Annotated in this window: 14 protein-coding genes; 4 read left to right on the top strand and 10 right to left on the bottom strand. The window is 61.8% G+C overall.

Translation table 11 applies throughout. The features are described 5' to 3' along the window. Nucleotides 1-156 precede the first annotated feature (156 nt). From RCCGE510_RS13375 to RCCGE510_RS13350, 6 genes are all read right to left on the bottom strand, one after another. Nucleotides 157-1983 carry a GGDEF domain-containing phosphodiesterase gene (locus RCCGE510_RS13375; protein ID WP_007630669.1) on the bottom strand — a complete coding sequence of 609 codons (1827 nt, stop codon included), beginning with the start codon at nucleotides 1981-1983 and terminating at the stop codon, nucleotides 157-159. Between the two features lie 132 nt (nucleotides 1984-2115). Beyond that, complete coding sequence (locus RCCGE510_RS13370) at nucleotides 2116-3900, bottom strand: IlvD/Edd family dehydratase (RefSeq protein WP_007630668.1); 1785 nt, start codon at nucleotides 3898-3900, stop codon at nucleotides 2116-2118. After that, the gene (locus tag RCCGE510_RS13365; RefSeq protein WP_007630667.1) at nucleotides 3897-4808 is read right to left on the bottom strand and encodes an NAD(P)-dependent oxidoreductase; all 912 of its coding nucleotides are present in this window, start codon (nucleotides 4806-4808) and stop codon (nucleotides 3897-3899) included. The genes RCCGE510_RS13370 and RCCGE510_RS13365 overlap by 4 nt, the downstream gene beginning before the upstream one ends. Nucleotides 4809-4952: 144 nt before the next feature. Beyond that, nucleotides 4953-8153, bottom strand: a complete 3201-nt coding sequence (locus tag RCCGE510_RS13360; RefSeq protein ID WP_007630665.1) for a multidrug efflux RND transporter permease subunit — start codon at nucleotides 8151-8153, stop codon at nucleotides 4953-4955. 140 nt (nucleotides 8154-8293) lie between these two features. Next, the gene (locus tag RCCGE510_RS13355) at nucleotides 8294-9484 is read right to left on the bottom strand and encodes an efflux RND transporter periplasmic adaptor subunit (protein WP_007630664.1); all 1191 of its coding nucleotides are present in this window, start codon (nucleotides 9482-9484) and stop codon (nucleotides 8294-8296) included. A 46-nt stretch (nucleotides 9485-9530) separates the two neighbouring features. Continuing rightward, nucleotides 9531-10343, bottom strand: a complete 813-nt coding sequence (locus tag RCCGE510_RS13350; protein ID WP_007630663.1) for an alpha/beta hydrolase — start codon at nucleotides 10341-10343, stop codon at nucleotides 9531-9533. Between the two features lie 164 nt (nucleotides 10344-10507). On the opposite strand from RCCGE510_RS13350, the gene RCCGE510_RS13345 reads away from it, so the two are divergent. Continuing rightward, nucleotides 10508-11419, top strand: coding sequence for a LysR family transcriptional regulator (locus RCCGE510_RS13345; protein WP_007630662.1), 912 nt, complete (start codon nucleotides 10508-10510; stop codon nucleotides 11417-11419). A 289-nt stretch (nucleotides 11420-11708) separates the two neighbouring features. Here RCCGE510_RS13345 and RCCGE510_RS13340 read toward each other — a convergent pair whose 3' ends face one another. Then, nucleotides 11709-12452: an SDR family oxidoreductase gene (locus tag RCCGE510_RS13340; RefSeq protein ID WP_007630661.1), complete on the bottom strand. Its 744-nt coding sequence runs from the start codon at nucleotides 12450-12452 to the stop codon at nucleotides 11709-11711. 106 nt (nucleotides 12453-12558) lie between these two features. Between RCCGE510_RS13340 and RCCGE510_RS13335 the strand changes: the two genes are divergently transcribed. Genes RCCGE510_RS13335 through RCCGE510_RS13325 form a run of 3 tightly spaced genes read left to right on the top strand, consistent with a single transcriptional unit; the run spans nucleotide 12559 to nucleotide 14468 of the window. Then, a complete protein-coding gene (locus RCCGE510_RS13335; protein ID WP_007630660.1) occupies nucleotides 12559-13467 on the top strand; it encodes a LysR family transcriptional regulator in 909 nt (302 codons plus the stop codon). A 26-nt stretch (nucleotides 13468-13493) separates the two neighbouring features. Continuing rightward, on the top strand, nucleotides 13494-13808 hold the full coding sequence (locus tag RCCGE510_RS13330; protein ID WP_007630659.1) for a hypothetical protein: 315 nt from the start codon (nucleotides 13494-13496) through the stop codon (nucleotides 13806-13808). Between the two features lie 42 nt (nucleotides 13809-13850). Continuing rightward, on the top strand, nucleotides 13851-14468 hold the full coding sequence (locus RCCGE510_RS13325) for a DNA-3-methyladenine glycosylase (protein WP_037078608.1): 618 nt from the start codon (nucleotides 13851-13853) through the stop codon (nucleotides 14466-14468). On the opposite strand, the gene RCCGE510_RS13320 is transcribed toward RCCGE510_RS13325, so the two are convergent. The 3 genes from RCCGE510_RS13320 to RCCGE510_RS13310 are packed head-to-tail and all read right to left on the bottom strand — an operon-like array spanning nucleotide 14469 to nucleotide 17683. Next, nucleotides 14469-16010 carry a DHA2 family efflux MFS transporter permease subunit gene (locus tag RCCGE510_RS13320; RefSeq protein ID WP_007630656.1) on the bottom strand — a complete coding sequence of 514 codons (1542 nt, stop codon included), beginning with the start codon at nucleotides 16008-16010 and terminating at the stop codon, nucleotides 14469-14471. Further along, nucleotides 16003-17226 carry an HlyD family secretion protein gene (locus RCCGE510_RS13315; RefSeq protein ID WP_007630655.1) on the bottom strand — a complete coding sequence of 408 codons (1224 nt, stop codon included), beginning with the start codon at nucleotides 17224-17226 and terminating at the stop codon, nucleotides 16003-16005. The genes RCCGE510_RS13320 and RCCGE510_RS13315 overlap by 8 nt, the downstream gene beginning before the upstream one ends. Next, nucleotides 17219-17683 (bottom strand): MarR family transcriptional regulator, encoded by a 465-nt coding sequence (locus RCCGE510_RS13310; RefSeq protein WP_007630654.1) that lies wholly within the window; start codon nucleotides 17681-17683, stop codon nucleotides 17219-17221. Before RCCGE510_RS13310 ends, RCCGE510_RS13315 begins: the two co-directional genes overlap by 8 nt. Nucleotides 17684-17771 lie beyond the last annotated feature (88 nt).

The following is a 17771-nucleotide window of genomic DNA, read 5'->3' as shown; positions in this document are numbered from 1 at the left end:
TAATTATCTTCGTGCCGCTGCGAATAAAACACCACGCCGAAAAGATATCGTCTGGCCGATCCGAAAGGCGGAGAAAGCATTTCGGCCAAGATCACCTCCGCAAGCCGGGAAAACCGCTATTGAAACCGGGCGCGGCGGTGGTCGCCGGCTGACGGATCACCGCGCCGCTCCGCTCATTACGGTCTTCTGTTTTTCGATCCCGCTCGCCATCGGTGAGAAAAGACGAGCTGTCTCGGCCGCCGGTGCGGGATAACCAAACGCGTATCCCTGCAGGCCATCACAGCCGAGCTGCGCCAGCACGACGGCGTGCTCCTCGGTCTCGATGCCCTCGGCGATCACCTCGACGTCGAGCGCCTTGGCGATTTCCACGATCGAACCCACCACACGCCGCTGCTCGGCGGAGCTGACCACCTCGGCGATGAGCTGCCGGTCGATCTTCAACCGTTTCGGCCGCAGCTTGACGAGACCGATGAGCGAGGCATGGCCCGATCCGAAATCATCGATCTCGATGTCGATACCCATCTGTTTGATATCGCCGATATGATTGAGCAGTTTTTCGTCGCTGTCGTCGAGGAAAATCGTCTCGACCAGTTCGAAGACGATCGCGTCGGGCGGAATGTCGAGTTTCCTCAGCTTGCCGAGCAACGTCGGATCGGCAAGGCGCGAACCCGAGATGTTGACGGCGATGCGTGGAACCGCAAGACCGCGAGACAGCCACGACAGCCGGTCTTCGAGAACGCTCTTGAGGATCGCCGCATCGATCTCCGCCGCAAGCCCGTGCTCGTCGGCGATCTTCAGGAATATCCCCGGGGCGAGCACGCCCTTGTCAGGATGTTTCCAGCGCGCCAGCGCCTCAAAGCCGATGACTTCCCGGGTCCGGGCGTGAAGCTGCACCTGATAGTAGGGAACGATCTCGCCGCGCTCTAGCCCCAGCTTCAGCTCTTCGGCGAGGCGACGCTTGGCGCGCAGATCCTCCTGTAGTTGCCGCGTGAAGAATTCGACGCGGTTGCGCCCGAGCTTCTTGGCTTGGTAGAGCGCCAGATCGGATTCGGCAAGCAGGTTTCGCGCCCGCCGATCGCCGCTCCAGGAAACGCCGATCGAGGCGCCGGATTGCAGCATCTCGTGGCCGAAGCGGATCTTCTTGCGCAGCCGACGCTGAAGATCCTCGGTGATCAGCTTGAGCTCAGTGAGATCGCTGAAATTGACCAGCACGATGACGAACTCGTCGCCGCCGACACGGGCGACCATGCCATTTGCGGGAATGGCGGCGGTGATGCGAAGCGCTGCGGCCTTGAGCACGGCGTCGCCTGCCGCATGGCCGTGACTGTCGTTGATCTGCTTGAACTGGTCGAGGTCGAGATGCAGGACGCCAAGCGTCGTGATACTCTTGTCAGCCGGCAGCTCGGTGAGCCGCTTGTCGAGAAGGCGCCGGTTCGGCAAGCCGGTGAGATAATCGTGATCGGCAACATGCTCGATGCGCGCATTGCTTTCCTCAAGCGCCACCGCCTTCGCCTCGGCCACCATTTTTTGTCGCGCGAGCTCGGCATTGAGCACTATGTCGGCTGTCACATCCCATTCGGCGCCAATGAACGAGGGAAGACCCTCTGCGTCCACGTAGAAATGTGCGCGTGAGCGCAGATAGCGGATTTCTCCGCTCGGCAGGACGATCCGGAATTGCGAATTATAGGCGCCGCGTGTTGCAATCGCCTGGTCGAAGTCGCGTTCGGCCTGCTCACGATCGTCGGGATGGATCGCATTCGACCATAACCATGCCGGCACCTCCCGACATGTCTCGCCGGTCTCGTAGAGACGGTGCATCTGCACATCCCACAGGATCCCGCCCTTTGCGATGCTGTGCTCCCAGACACCGATCCGGGATGCATCGAGAGCGAGTTCGAGCCGGCGCAGAAGATCCTGAAACTCTTGTTCGGATCGTGTGGGTCTGTTTTCTGGCAACGCGGTCTCAGCCTTAGAAGCTTCCATAACTGCAATATGGTCTCAGGCCGGCATTAATGAAGCCTTGTGCCGATGATCGAACTAGTCACTAGGTGAACCGTCCGTTACGGCTTTCCCCTTTTGGATCAGTGAACGTGCAGTCCACGGCCCCCTCCAGGATCAGTGGTTGTGCCGCGGCGGATTTTTGGCAATCCGGCGGAATTCTGCCGCCCCCTCGAGAACCGCGCCATCCGACAATTGCGTGACCGAGCGACGGTAGATCTGCTGCCACGGCGTCGCGTCCGCCGGCACCGGCGGAATTCCGTCTGCCTTGCGCCGTTCGATCTCGGTCTCGTCGACCAGCATGTCGCAGCGCCCGTGGTTAAAGTCGATGCGGATGACATCGCCGGTGCGAAGCCAGGCGAGCCCGCCGCCGGCAGCACTTTCCGGCGAAGCATTGAGGATCGAGGGGCTGTCCGCCGTGCCCGATTGGCGGCCATCGCCGATCGTCGGCAGGCTGCTTATGCCGCGTCTCAGCAGGTGATCCGGCGGCTGCATGTTGACGACCTCAGCCGAACCCGGCCAGCCGAGCGGCCCGGCGCCGCGGATGACAAGGATGGTATTTTCGTCGATGCCGAGTTCAGGATCGTTGATGCGCTTGTGATAGTCCTCGGACCCGTCAAAAACCACCGCCCTGCCCTCGAAAACGCCCTCGCGCCCGGGCTCCTGAAGGTAGCGCCGGCGGAAATCCTCCGAGACGACACTCATCTTCATGATCGCGAAATCGAAGAGATTGCCCTTGAGAACAAGGAAGCCGGCTCGCTCCTTCAACGGTTCAGCGAATGGCCGGATAACCTCGCGGTCGCGCGCCTCCTTGCCCTGCAGGTTTTTGGCCATCGTCCTGCCCGTCACCGTGCGACAGTCGCCATCAAGCTTTCCGGCCTGCAGCAATTCCCACATGATCGCCGGCGTGCCGCCGGCGCGATGAAAACGCTCGCCGAGATAGGCGCCCGCCGGTTGGACATTGGCCAGAAGCGGGATATCGAAACCGTGCACCTGCCAGTCGTCCGGGTAGAGTTCGACGCCGGCGTGCTTCGCCATTGCCGCCAGATGCGGCTGTGCGTTGGTGGAACCGCCGATCGCCGAATTGGTGCGGATGGCATTGAGGAAAGCCTCGCGGGTCAGGATGTCCGACGGCTTCAGATCCTCGAAGACGATTTCGACGGCGCGCCGCCCGGTACGATAGGCCATCTGGCCGCGTTCTCGGTATGCGGCCGGAATGGCGCCACACCCGGTCAGCGATAGGCCGAGTGCCTCGGCAAGGGCGTTCATCGTCGAAGCCGTGCCCATCGTATTGCAATGGCCGACGGATGGAGCAGAATCGAGCGCCGCCTGCAGGAATTCTTCCCGATCGATCTCGCCTGCCGCATATTTTCGCCGCATCCGCCAGATCACCGTGCCGGAGCCCGCCAATTCCCCCTCGTGCCAGCCGTCGAGCATCGGACCGCCGGAAAGCACGATCGCCGGAATATCGACCGTCGACGCAGCCATGATCGCCGAAGGCGTGGTCTTGTCGCAGCCGGTCGTCAGCACGACGCCGTCGAGCGGATAGCCGTAGAGGATTTCAACGAGGCCGAGATAGGCGAGATTGCGGTCGAGCGCTGCCGTCGGGCGCTTGCAGTTCTCGAAAATCGGATGCGTCGGAAACTCGATCGGAATGCCGCCGGCATCGCGAATGCCGTCGCGCACACGCGTGGCAAGCTCGACATGGACCCTGTTGCAGGGCGTGAGATCGCTGCCGCTCTGGGCAATCCCGATGATCGGCTTGCCGGAGCGCAACTCTTCCGGCGTGATGCCGTAGTTCATGAAACGCTCGAGATAGAGCGCTGCCATATCGATGTGGTCGGGATTGTCGAACCAATCCTGCGAACGCAGGCGCCGCTTCGGAGAATGGCTGTCAGTCACCTCTTTCCTCCCGGCAGGGCATTCTTCTCTTCGAGATGGAGCAGCAGGGCGCTATGATCTTTTTCACCATTGCCGTTTGCGACGAATTCGCTGAATTCGGCGTGCACCGCCGCAGTCAGGGGCAGCGTCAGCGACAAGGTGTCGGCCGTCTCCATGGCAGCGTTCAGATCTTTCAACTGGTTGCTCGACGAACCGCCTGGAGTAAACTGCCTTTCGACCATGCGCTTGCCGTGCAGTTCAAGGATACGGCTTTCGGCAAAGCCGCCGCGAATGGCGTCGCGAAAGGCGGCCGGCGAGCCGCCGCCGGCCGTAATCAGCATCATCGCTTCGGCGACGGCGCCGATCGTCACCGCGACGATCTGCTGGTTGGCAAGCTTGGCAAGCTGGCCTGCTCCGCTTGGGCCGACGCGGGTCGCCCGTCCCATCGGCGCAAAGACATCTGCAAGCGCATCGATCACATCCTCGTCGCCACCTGCCATGATGGCGAGCGTACCGGCATCTGCCCCGACGACGCCTCCGGAAACCGGCGCATCGACATGAGCGATGCCGCGTTCGGCAAGCCTGGCAGAATGGTCGCGGGCGAAATGCGGGGCGATCGAACTCATATCGATAACGACGGCGCCTGATGTCATCGCATCGACCGCTCCGCGGTTAAACAGCACGTCCTTCACCGCCCCGGCGTTGGTCAGCATGGTGATGACGACATCAGCGCCTGAAACCGCATCTGCGGGTGTTTCCGCGCAGATCGCGCCGTCTCCTGCGAGGGCATCGGCCTTGCTGGGATCACGATTCCAGACGGCGACGGCGAAGCCCGCGCCAAGCAGCCGACGCGCCATCGGCGATCCCATCAGGCCGGTGCCGAGAAAAGCGATCCGCCTCCCGTCCTGACCTTTGCTCGAACCTGTCATTCAGTCCTCCCAACTGTTGTTCGTCTTTGATAACCCGCTCACCCACCGTTGCAACTATTTTGGTGACGCAGCGCCCTGAAAACGACACGGGCGGGAACCGAAGTTCCCGCCCGATTTACTCGACAAAGGAAGGTTGAATTCCGTTTATTCCGCCGCGAGCCGGATGACCTCCGCCTCTTCTTCCTTGTGCTCGTCAGGCTTGTGCTGGACGAGCGGACGGTTGCCCGTCAACCGCCGCAGCAGCACGTAGAAGACGGGCGTCATGAAGATGCCGAAGAAGGTCACTCCGATCATGCCCGAGAAAACCGCGACACCCATGGCCGCGCGCATCTCCGCGCCGGCGCCAGTGGAGACGACGAGCGGCACGACACCCATGATGAACGCCAGCGAGGTCATCAGGATCGGGCGAAGACGAAGGCGGCTGGCCTCGATCGCGGCCTCCCGCGGTGTCCTTCCCTCGAACTCCAGTTCGCGGGCGAATTCCACGATCAAGATCGCGTTCTTCGCCGAGAGACCGACAAGCACCACAAGGCCGATCTGGGTGAAGATATTGTTGTCTCCACCGGTGAGCCAGACGCCTGTCAGCGCGGCCAGCACACCCATCGGCACGATCATGATGATCGCAAGCGGCAGCGTCAGGCTTTCATACTGGGCGGCTAGCACCAGGAAGACGAGGAGCAGTGCGAGCGGGAAGACGACGATACTGGAGTTACCGGCAAGGATCTGCTGATAGGTCAGGTCCGTCCATTCGAAGTCGATGCCTGCAGGCAAGGTCTCGTGAAGGATCTTCTCGATTGCGGCCTGCGCCTGGCCGGACGAGAAGCCGGGTGCCGGACCGCCGTTGATATCGGCGGCGAGGAAGCCGTTATAGCGGTTCGCGCGCTCCGGACCGGTGCTCGGCTCCACCTTCAGCAGGGCCGCAAGCGGGATCATCTCACCCGATGCCGAACGGACCTTCAACTGGCCGATATCTTCCGGCTGCGCGCGGAATTTGGCATCGGCCTGCACCCGGACGCTGTAGGTGCGGCCGAAGGCATTGAAGTCGTTCACATAGAGCGAACCGAGATAGATCTGCAGCGTCTGGAAGACGTCGGTGACGGAAACCCCAAGCTGCTCGGCCTTGGCGCGATCGAGATCGGCATAGAGCTGCGGCACGTTGATCTGGAAGCTGGAGAACAGACCGGCAAGTTCAGGCGTCTGATAGGCCTTCGCAAGAACCGCCTTGGTGGCCTCGTCGAGCGCTTGATTGCCAAGACCGGCGCGATCCTCGATCTGCAGCTTGAAACCGCCCGTCGTGCCGAGACCGTTGACCGGCGGCGGCGGGAACATGGCGATGAAGGCATCCTGGATGACGCCGAACTTCTGGTTCAGCGCCATGGCGATTGCGCCCCCCGACAGATCCGCCGTCTTGCGCTCCTCGAAGTCCTTCAGCGTCACGAAGACGATGCCGGCATTGGACGAGTTGGTGAAGCCGTTAATCGACAGGCCCGGGAAGGCGATTGCATTGGCAACGCCCGGCTGCGCAAGCGCGATGTCGGTCATGCGCTTGATGACGTCTTCCGTGCGGTCGAGGCTTGCAGCATCCGGCAACTGGGCGAAGCCGATCAGATACTGCTTGTCCTGAGACGGCACGAAGCCGCCAGGAACGGTGCTGAACAGGCTGTAGGTTGCCCCGACCAGCGCCAGATAGATCACCATGACGATACTCTTGCGCGACAGCAATCCGCCCACGCCCTTGCCATAGGCATTCGAGCCGGCGCCGAAGACACGGTTGAAGCCGCGGAAGAACCAACCGAAGATGGCGTCCATGAACCGCGTCAGCCAGTCCTTCGGCTGATGATGGCCCTTCAGCAGAAGCGCGGCCAGCGCCGGAGACAGCGTCAGCGAGTTGAAGGCCGAGATGACGGTCGAGATTGCGATCGTCAGCGCGAACTGGCGATAGAACTGTCCCGACAGGCCGGAGATGAAGGCGAGCGGCACGAAGACCGCGACGAGGACCAGCGCGATCGCGACGATCGGACCAGAAACTTCCTTCATCGCCTTGTAGGTGGCGGCCCGCGGCGACAGGCCTTGCTCGATATTGCGCTCGACGTTTTCGACCACGACGATCGCGTCGTCGACGACAATACCGATCGCCAGCACCAAGCCGAACAGACTGAGCGCGTTGATCGAGAAGCCGAAGACATACATCACCGCAAAGGTGCCGATGATCGATACCGGAACCGCGATCAGCGGGATGATCGAGGCGCGCCATGTCTGCAGGAACAGGATGACCACGAGAACAACCAGCGCAATGGCTTCAAGCAGCGTGTCGATGACCTTCTCGATCGAGGCGCGCACGAATTTCGTCGTATCGTAAACGATCTCGTATTTCACGCCCTCGGGCATGGCGAGCTGCAGCTGATCCATGGTCGCGTTTACATTGTCGGCGATCTCGATCGCGTTCGAACCCGGCGCCTGCAGGACAGCAACGGCGACGGCCGGCTTGCCGTCGAGCAGCGAACGCAGGGTGTAATCCGCAGCACCGAGCTCGATGCGGGCGACATCGCGCAGGCGGGTGATCTCGCCACTGGCACCCGTCTTGACGATGATGTTGCCAAATTCGTCGGGCGTGCGCAGGCGGCCCTGGGCATTCACGTTGAGCTGCAGATCCACACCCGGCTGGCTCGGCGACGCGCCGATGATGCCGGCAGCGGCCTGGATGTTCTGGGAGCTGATGGCGCTGCTGATGTCGCTGGCGGCGAGATTGTGCTCGGCGGCCTTCTGCGGGTCGATCCACACACGCATGGAATAGTCGCCGGCGCCGAAGACCTGTACCTGACCGACGCCTGCAATACGGGCGAGACGATCCTTGACGTTCAAGGTCGCGTAGTTGCGAAGATAGGTGATGTCGTGATTGTCCCCATCGGAGACGAGGTTCACCACCATGATGAAGTTGGGCGAACTCTTGACTGTGGTGATGCCGAGTGCGCGGACTTCCGCCGGCAGGCGCGGTTCGGCTTGCGAAACGCGGTTCTGCACGAGCTGCTGTGCCTTGTCAGGGTCGGTACCGAGCTTGAAGGTAACGGTGACGTTGAGCACACCGTCGGATGTCGCCTGGCTGGCCATGTAGAGCATGCCTTCGACGCCGTTGATCTGCTCCTCAAGCGGCGTCGCCACCGTCTCGGCGATGACGGACGGATTGGCGCCGGGATAGGTGGCCCGCACGACGATCGACGGCGGCACGACCTCCGGATATTCGGAAATCGGCAACGCACGCAGACCGATCAGGCCGGCAACCACGATGAGGACCGAAAGAACGCCGGCAAAGACCGGGCGGTCGACAAAGAATCTGGAGATGTTCATATCAAAGCCCTCTCCGGGGTGAACATGGATGCAACGTCCCTCTCCGGCGGTTTGGAGCCGCCGGCGGGTCATATCATTTCGGGTATGGCCTTCCCCAGGGACGAAGGCATCGCCTTCGCCCGGGAAGGGAAGGTGACGTGTTATTGAGCGGTCGCAACCTTCTCTTCCATCTGAGGTGCTACGACTGCGCCTGGACGGATACGCTGCAGACCGTTGACGACAATCGTCTCGCCGGCGTTCAGTCCGCTTTCGACCACCCGCTGGCCATCGGAGAGCGTGCCGAGCTGGACCTGCCGGTAGGCGACCTTGTTTTCGGCATCGACGACGAAGACGAATTTCTTGTCCTGGTCCGTTCCGACGGCGCGGTCGCTGATGACGATTTTGTTCTCGGCCTTCGGCTGGCCCATGCGCACCCGCACGAACTGGCCCGGGATGAGACGCCCGCCCGGATTGTCAAACACGGCGCGCACGCCGATCGTGCCGCTTGAGGCATCGACCTCGTTGTCGATCAGCTGCAGTTTGCCCTTGATCGGAGTACCGCTGTCGGTCAGCGTGCCGACCTCGACCGGGATCTGCTCGACCGGAGGCAGGGCGCTGTCGGTCTGCGGAAGCTGGGCAAGCGCCCGCGTCACCATCTCTTCGCTGGCATTGAAGCTGGCATAAATCGGATCGACCGAAACGAGCGTCGTCAGCGCCGGCGAGGTCGAGCCGGCCGCGACGAGGTTGCCGGCGGTCACCTCGATCTTGCCGATGCGGCCGGACACCGGAGCCCGCACTTCGGTATAATCGAGATCGAGCTGGGCCGACCGCAATGCGGCCTGCGCCGAACGCAGACCCGCCTGAGCCTCGGCCAACGTGCTCTGGCGCTGATCGAGATCGCTCTGGGAGATGGTGCGGTTGTCGGAAAGTCTGCGGCCGCGATCGAGTTCGGTCTGTGCAAGACCGACCTTGGCCTCGGCCGAAGCCACCTGGCCTTGCGCTTGCGCCACGCTCGCCTGGTAGGGGGCCGGGTCGATGGTGAAGAGCAAATCGCCCTGCTTCACCAGCGCGCCCTCGCGGAAAGCCACCGCCAAGATGGCGCCTTCCACACGGGAACGCACCTGCACCCGGTCGACCGCTTCAAGACGGCCGGAGAAACTTTCCCAGGCCGTCACGTCGCGCGCCGCAACGACGGCAACCGTCACCGGCACGGCGGGAGCCTGCGCGGGGGCGGATGCGGCCGTGGCGATCGTGCTCATCGGCAATTCGAAAAACAATGCGGCGCCGGAAACGGACGCAGCAAGGCCCAAACCGGCGCCCACCAGGGCCCAGCGCTTACTTCTGGACGTCATTAGTGCTCTCCTTGCGGCTGCAAGCCGCCGAAATATCAGATCTTCTTCAATGCAATTGCGGTTGAACGCTTACGTCTCGAAGGAAACTTCCGAAATGGCGGCTGACGTTTTCCTGCCAGTCGGGCGTTCCGTCGGATTTCCCACCATAAATCGAAGGCCAGCTCGTCCCGGCGGGAAAGACGTGCTGGCGCACACCGACGCCGGCCGTTTTCAGGCGGGCACCGTAACCAATTGTCTCGTCGTGCAGAGGGTCGTCCTCCGCAGTGAGTATCAGCGCCGGCGCGACGCCTGAAATACGCGAACAGAGGCAAGGCGCCGCATAAGGATGGCAACCGCCACCGCTCAGATAGTGGCTCCAACCTTCCGTCCAGCGCCGGCGCATGCCGATGGCATCGGCCTTGCGGATCGAAGATGTGCCCATGAACGGATCGAGCAGCGGCGAAATCAGCACCTGACCGTCGAGCGCATCCGGCATCTGGTCGCGCGCCTTCAGCGCCACGCCGGCGGCAACATTGCCACCGGCTTCTTCGCCGGCAACGAAGAGCAGCGATTTGCGGTCACCGAGACCGGCGCGTTTGTTGGCGAGATAGCTGAAGACGGAGAAGGAGACTTCCAACGCCCTCGGAAAAATATTATCGGAAAGGCTGCTGTAATCAGCAGCGACCACGATGGCGCCGGCCTTGGCGAGGCTCATCGCCACCGGCCGGTCGACGTTCTTGTCGCTGTCGAGAAATGCGCCGCCATGCAGGTAAAGCACGATTGGCGGACCCTTGCCGTAATCGGCGCCCTGGTAGATGCGTGCGGAAACGGGGCCGATGGCCACCTTATCCAGCATCATATCTTTCCATTCCACCGTCATGCGCCCGGTCTCTTCTGCATCCACCACAAGCAGACAACGCCTGTCGCTTGCATTTTGTACAAAAAAGATATTGTTATTCCATTCAAGGAATAAGAAGCTATATCGCGATTACACTGTTCCAGATCTCGAACAATGGTGCAACGCAAACTGCGGATTTCAAACCGATGGATCAGCTCTCGGCAATGCGCGTCTTCATTCGTGTGGTGGAGACGGGCAATTTCACCCGCGCCGCCGACATGCTCGCCATGCCCAAGGCGACGGTAACCAATCTCATCCAGGGCCTAGAGGCGCATTTGCGCACCAAGCTTTTGAATAGGACCACCCGCCGGGTGATGGTGACCACGGACGGCGCGCTTTATTACGAACGGGCCGCCCAGATTATTTCGGAGCTGGAGGAACTCGATGGCAGCCTCTCCAATTCGCAGAGCCTGCCGAGCGGGCGGCTGCGTGTCGAGATGGCCGGCGCTTTCGCCGATTGGATCGTCGTTCCTGCGCTCTGCGATTTTTATCAGCGGTATCCCGATATCCGCATCGACCTCGGGGTCGGCGACCGCACGGTCGATTATCTTGCGGAAAATGTCGACTGCGCGCTGCGGGGCGGCACGCCGGCCGACCAGTCGCTGATTGCGCGGCGTGTCTCCGAAGTCGAGATGATCACCTGTGCTTCGCCCAACTATATCCAGAAATTCGGCATGCCAGAGCGGCCGGAGGATCTGGAGGCCGATCATTACTCCGTCAACTATTTCCGCGCCCAGAACAACCGAACGCTGCCGTTTGAATTTCGCCGGCACAACGAGGTGATCGAAACCAGTCCACGTTACATCGCCTCAGTCAACGATAGCCGCACCTATCTGACAGCTGCGTTGACGGGGCTTGGCATCGCGCAGGTGCCGATTTTCATGGCGCGTGAGCCGATGGCAAGGGGTGAACTCGTCCGCGTGCTCCCGGAATGGCGTCGCGACCCGCTGCCGCTCTATGTCGTCTACCCCCCGAACCGCCACCTCAGCAACAAGGTCCGCGTCTTTGTCGACTGGCTGGTAAAGCTTTTGGTGGAGGCGAGATTGAACGACGGCTGAGCGCCAAAACAAATACGGCCCGGAAGGCAGGGGAAACCTTCAACGGGCCGCAATGTGCAACTTTGAACATCAAACCTGTCGCACCGCAGGAAGAGAGCGGCAGGCTCTGGAGGTTCGGAAAAGAGCGGCAGGGAATTCCACTCTCTCGCGATAGAACAAATATACGTACCCGCCGCAGGATTGTAAGGGGAAACTCCCCAAGCCCGTTCACATAATCGCGATAATGGCTTGGCTCACATACCCCAGCCGCTGGCCGGGCTGCATCGCCGCCATCAGCCGCTTGCCTTCGTCAGATCACACCGCCATTGGCGCGCAGCGTCTGACCGTTGATCCAGCCGCCGTCCGGGCCGGCGAGGAAGGCCACCGCGGCGGCGATGTCTTCAGGTGTGCCGAGGCGCTCCAGCGGGTTCATCTTCGCCATCCGGGCGACCAGTTCGTCCGACTTGCCGTTGAGGAAAAGGTCGGTGGCGACAGGACCGGGCGCGATGGCATTGACGGTGATGTTTCTGCCGCGCATCTCCTTGGCCATGATCGCTGTCAGCGTTTCCACAGCAGCCTTGGTGGCGGCATAGATTCCGTAGGTTTCGAGCTTCAACCCGACCACCGAGGTGGAGACGTTGATGACCCGGCCACCGTTGCGCAGACGCCTGGCCGCTTCCCTCATCGTATTGAAGGTGCCCCTGAGATTGACGGCGATCTGCCGGTCGAAATGGGCATGATCGGCCTCAGCCAGCGGGGAGAGCATCATGATGCCGGCATTGTTGACCAGCACGTCGACACCGCCGAAGGCGGTTTCCGCAGCATCGAACATGCGGCGGACGGCTTGCGCATCGCTGACATCGGCTTTCTCAGTCAGCCCCTTGCCGCCGGCCCGCTTGATCTGCCGGGCCAGCTCCTCGGCCGGAGCCGCATTGCCGGAATAATTGATGACGACGGTGAAACCGCCCTTGGCGAGGCGTTGGGCGACGGCCGCGCCGATGCCGCGGGAAGCGCCGGTGACCAGCGCCACCTTGCTGTTTTCGTTGGAAGCCATTGTCCTTCTCCTTGATCTCGTTGCAATGAGGAGAAGATGCGCCTTTTCCTTTGGCGGATAATCAGGCATTCTTCGGCATCACTATCCGGAAATGGCAAACAAACAGATGGACAGATTCAATGCCATGCGGGTGTTTTGCCGCATCGTCGAATGCCGCAGCTTCACGCTTGCCGCCGAAGACACCGGCCTGCCACGGTCGACGGTCACCGATGCTGTCAAACAACTCGAAGCCCGCCTCGGCGTGCGCCTGCTCCAACGCACGACACGCCATGTCAGTCCGACGCTCGACGGCGAAGCCTATTACCAGCGCTGCCTGTCGATCCTTGCCGATATCGACGATGCCGAGGGCGCCTTTGCCGGCGCAAGGCCGAAGGGTTTGCTGCGCGTCGATGTGCATGGCACGCTCGCCCGCCATTTTGTGCTGCCGAGCCTGCCGTCTTTTCTCCAGACCTATCCTGAGATCGAATTCTACATGAGCGAAGGCGACCGGCTGGTCGATCTGGTGCGCGAGGGCATCGACTGCGTGCTGCGCGTCGGCACGCCTGGGGATAGCGACATGATCGCCCGGCGCGTTGCCATACTGGACGAAATCACGCTCGCCGCACCTGACTATGTCGCCACCCATGGCCTGCCGCAGCATCCGGACAGGCTTGCCGGCCACCGCATGGTCGGCTTCCGCTCCAGCAGCACAGGCAGCCTGCTGCCGCTCGAATTCATCGTCGACGGCGCGGTGCGTCACATCAGCATTCCCGCTACCGTCACCGTCAACGCCGCCGAAAGTTACATTTCAGCAGCGAGGATGGGCCTCGGCATGATCCAGATCCCACGTTATCACGCCGAAAAGGATCTTGCCGAGGGAACGCTGATCCATGTGCTCAAGGATTTTCCGCTGACCCCGACACCGGTTTCTCTGCTCTATCCGCGCAACCGCCAGCTTTCGCCGCGCGTGCGCGTCTTCATCGACTGGCTGGTGAAGGTCTTTGCACGACAAAATTCGGAAAACACGCTTTGCTAAGATGAGCGCTTTGGGGGGGAACGGCCATGGCACTCGACGATATCACCGTCTACCAGACGGAAGAGGGCTTGGTTGTCGAATTCGGCGGCGACGGCGAAGACAGCAACGCCGTGACGCTGCGAAGCACGCCTGAACTGACCCAGGAAAACGCCGTCTCGCGCGCCAAGGCTCTGCTTGCGGCAGCGATCGAACCGGCCCAAGGCAACGGCTCCCGCGGCAAGGACCCTGCCCTGCTCGAAGAGGAGCTGGAGGAAGATTTGGAAGATTCTTTTCCGGCAAGCGACCCGGTCTCGGTCACCACCTCTTCGATCCCGATGCGCGATCCGAACGCCGGCCGCTGACGCCCGCCAGCGTCGCTTTGGGGATGACGCCGCACCTGCCGGATGTTATCTGCGTCAGCCATGATCGATGGTGGAATGATATCAGGCGCGATCGGCGCCGGCGCGCTCGCCGGCGAAAACCTCAGGGCGTTTTTCGAACGCGACGCGATCACCGTCTCTCGCGACCTGCTCGGCTGCCGTCTGGCCGTGGACGGCATCGGCGGACGCATCACCGAGACCGAAGCCTATTTCCCCGATGACGAGGCCTCGCATAGCTTTCGCGGCCCGACCAAGCGCAATGGCGCCATGTACGGCCGGCCCGGCAATGTCTATATCTACCGCATTTACGGCATGTACTGGTGCCTGAATTTTGTCTGCCATCCCGGCTCGGCCGCGCTCATTCGCGCTCTGGAGCCGGAAACGGGAATCCCTCTCATGATGGAGCGGCGCGGCACGGAGAGGCTGACCGCGCTCTGCAGCGGTCCCGGCAAACTCTGCCAGGCGCTCGGCATCGATATTCAGATCAACGACCGGCTGCTCGACCACCCGCCCTACGCGCTCACGCCGTCAGCACCGGTGCCTGTTGTCTCGGGAAAACGCATCGGCATCACCAAAAATGCCGAAGCACCATGGCGCTTCGGCATTCAAGGATCGCGTTATCTGAGCAAACCTTTCCGCTGACTACTCCATGACCGCACTATGGTCGACAGCGGGCGCTGCTTTCGGCTTGCGCAGCAGCAGCACCAGCGGAATGACCGCCAGTGACATCAGCATCAGCAGCTTGAAATCGTCCATATAGGCGATGATCGTCGATTGCAGGGTGATGATCTCGTTGAGCGAAGCGCGCCCCGCCGCCGTCATCGGACTGAGCCCCTGCGCCGCCACGGCATTGAAGGCGTGGTTGAACGGCGTCACATATGCCGCGATCGATTCATGATTGCTCTGCGTATTCTCGACGATCAGCGCCGCGACGATCGAAATACCGACCGAGGAGCCGATGTTGCGCGACAGGTTGTAGAGCCCGGTGCCGTCGCCGCGCATATGGGCGGGCAGCGTGGCGAAAGCGATGGTTGTCAGCGGCACGAACAGGAAACCGAGGCCGGCGCCCTGAATGAAGCCGACCGAGACGATCGTCCATTGCGAGACGTCGGGCGTCCAGCCCGTCATGTCGTACATCGCCCAGGCGGTAAGTCCGAGGCCGAGCACCAGCAGCCAGCGCGTATCGACCTTGCCGATCAGCCGCCCGACGATGAACATGCAGAGCATGGTGCCGAGCCCGCGCGGCCCCATGACGATGCCGGCGGTGATGACGGGATAGCCCATCAGCGTCTGCAGGTATGGCGTCATCAGCGCCAGCGAGGCGAGATAGGTAATGCCGATCACGAAGATGAAGATCATGCTGATGGTAAAATTCTGGTCGAGAAACAGCTTCGGATTGACGAAGGATTTCTCCGCCGTCAGCGTGTGCACGATCAGCAGATAGAAAGCCGAAGCGCAGATCAGCGCCTCGAGCACGATCTCGCCGGAGGAGAACCAGTCGAGCTGCTCGCCGCGATCGAGGAAGAGCTGCAGCGAGGCGATGCCGAGGCTCATCATGCCGAACCCGAACCAATCCAGTTTGGCGAGGAAATCCCTCTTGGTTTCGGTGACGAAGATGACGATGCCGGCAAAGGCGAGCGCGCCGATCGGAATGTTGATGTAGAACACCCAGCGCCAGCTAATGTTATCAGTCAGCCAGCCTCCGATGACGGGACCGAGCACCGGCCCGACCATGACCGAGACGCCGAAAAGTGCCATGGCGGAACCACGCTCCTCGACCGTATAGATATCGAGAAGGATGCCCTGCGAAAGCGGCACCAGCGATGCGCCGAACAGGCCCTGCAGCAGGCGGAAGGCGACGATCTGGTTCAGCGATTGCGCCAGGCCGCATAGGATCGAGGCCGCGACGAAGCCGGCAATGGCGACGAGCAGCACGCGTTTGCGGCCGAACTTGGCAGCGAGAAAACCCGACGGCGGCGTCATGATCGCCGCCGCGACGATGTAGGAGGTCAAAACCCAGTTGATCTGGTCGGCCGAGGCCGACACGCTGCCCTGAATATAGGGCAACGCGACGTTGGCGATCGTCGTGTCCAGCGCCTGCATGATGACGGCGAGAATGACGCAGGCCGTGATTGCGCCGCGATTGGCAACCGGGGCCGCCGGGGAAGCGGAAACGTTATTCATGATCCTTGCCCTGAGGCCGGCCCAGAAGCTTGTTGACAAAATCGGGCAGGCCGCGGGCATGACCGGTCTCGACATCGACCACAGTGCTCATGCCGACACGAAGCGGCGGCTTGCCTTCGGTGTCTTCGATGCTGACGCGCATCGGAATGCGCTGGACGACCTTCACCCAGTTGCCCGTGGTGTTCTGCGCCGGCAACAGCGAGAAGCTGGAGCCGGAGGCCGGGCTGATGCTCTCGATCCTGCCCTTCCATATCACGCCGGGATAGGTGTCGACGTAAATCTCGGCCGTCTGGCCTGATTTGACATAGGTAAGCTCGGTTTCCTTCGGGCTGGCGGCGATCCACAGATGATCGGTGGCAACGAGCGAGAATGCCTGCTGCGAAGCCTGCAGGTAGGAGCCGACCTGCAGCGCGTTGACATTGGTAACGATGCCGTCGAACGGCGCCTTGACGACGCTGTGGTCGAGTTCGCGCTGGGCATTGTCGACATTCGACTTGGCCTGCAGGTAGAGCGGATTCTGCTCGATCGGCTGATCGGCAGAACCGCCGAGCTGCGCAAGCGTGGTTGCGGCTTCCGCCTTGGCGACAGTCACTTTCTGCTCAGCGGCATCGAGATTATGCTTAGCCTCGTCATAGGCCGATTGCGTCGCGCTGCCATTGTTGACGAGGTTCTGCTGCCGGTCGAACTGATCCTGGTAATAAGGCAGATCGGCTTGCGCCTGGATGATCTCGGCCAGAGACTGCTGATAGCTGGCCTTGAGATTCATGATCTGGTTGCGCTGCACGCCGAGCTGCGCCTTAGCGCCATCGAGCGCGATCTTGAAGGAATCGGCTCTGAGGCTGAAGAGCACCTGCCCGGCCTTGACCGCCTCGTTCTCGTGCACGTCGATCTGCTCGACGATACCCGAGACATCGGTGGTAAGCCCAACCATGTCGGCTTGGAGATAGGCGTTGTCGGTCGACATCACCTGGCCGCCATTGACGTAATAGTAGCCTCCGACGACGAGTGCCACCGGCAGCAGGGCGAACAGGATCGGCCGCGTGAGACTGCGCCGGCGGCGGACCTTTATGCCGCCAGGCGCAGCCACGGCGGCAGCCGGCGCTGAATTGGATGAAGGCGCTTCGGCCACCGTTTCCTGCTGTTTCGCCTGGTTTTCTTCGACAGGTGTCTTGGTATTGGCGTCGGCAACGACGCGGAGGGGGGATTGATCAGCCATCATTCGTCTCGTTCTCGTCAACCGGGCTCCGGCATGCCTGAACCAGGTTCGTCTTCATTACGGATAGGGTGTGGAAAAGCTGCTCTCGCTGTTCGGCCGAAACGCTTTGCAGCGCTTCCGCGCGGGTGGTGTCGCCAATCTCGCGCATTTCGGCGAGCAGCGGATGCGCCTCCTCGCGCATGTAGAGCAGCCAGATGCGCCGGTCGGTCGGGTGCTGACGGCGCTCGATCAGTCCGCGTTCGGCGAGTTTGTCGAGGATGCGCACCAGCGTGATCGGCTCGACCTCGAGGATTTCGGCAAGGCCGCTTTGATGGATGCCTTCGTTGTTCGAGAGATAGGCAAGCGTCTGCCATTGCGATCGGGTCAGCCCAAGGCACTTCGCACGCTGCTCGAACCGCTTGCGCAGCAGCCGCGCGACGTCGTGGAGAAGGAAGCCGAGGGTAGGAGTGGCGTTCATGAAAACCCGTGACGTTATTTATAAGCATACTTATAATATGGGTAGATATATTGAGCTTGTGCGCTGCACAAGGGTATGGAGGGCAAAT

The organism is Rhizobium sp. CCGE 510 (assembly GCF_000292525.1).
Lineage (GTDB): Bacteria > Pseudomonadota > Alphaproteobacteria > Rhizobiales > Rhizobiaceae > Rhizobium.
Note: the sequence above shows the minus strand (reverse complement) of the source record. Positions and strands in the feature narration are given on the sequence as shown.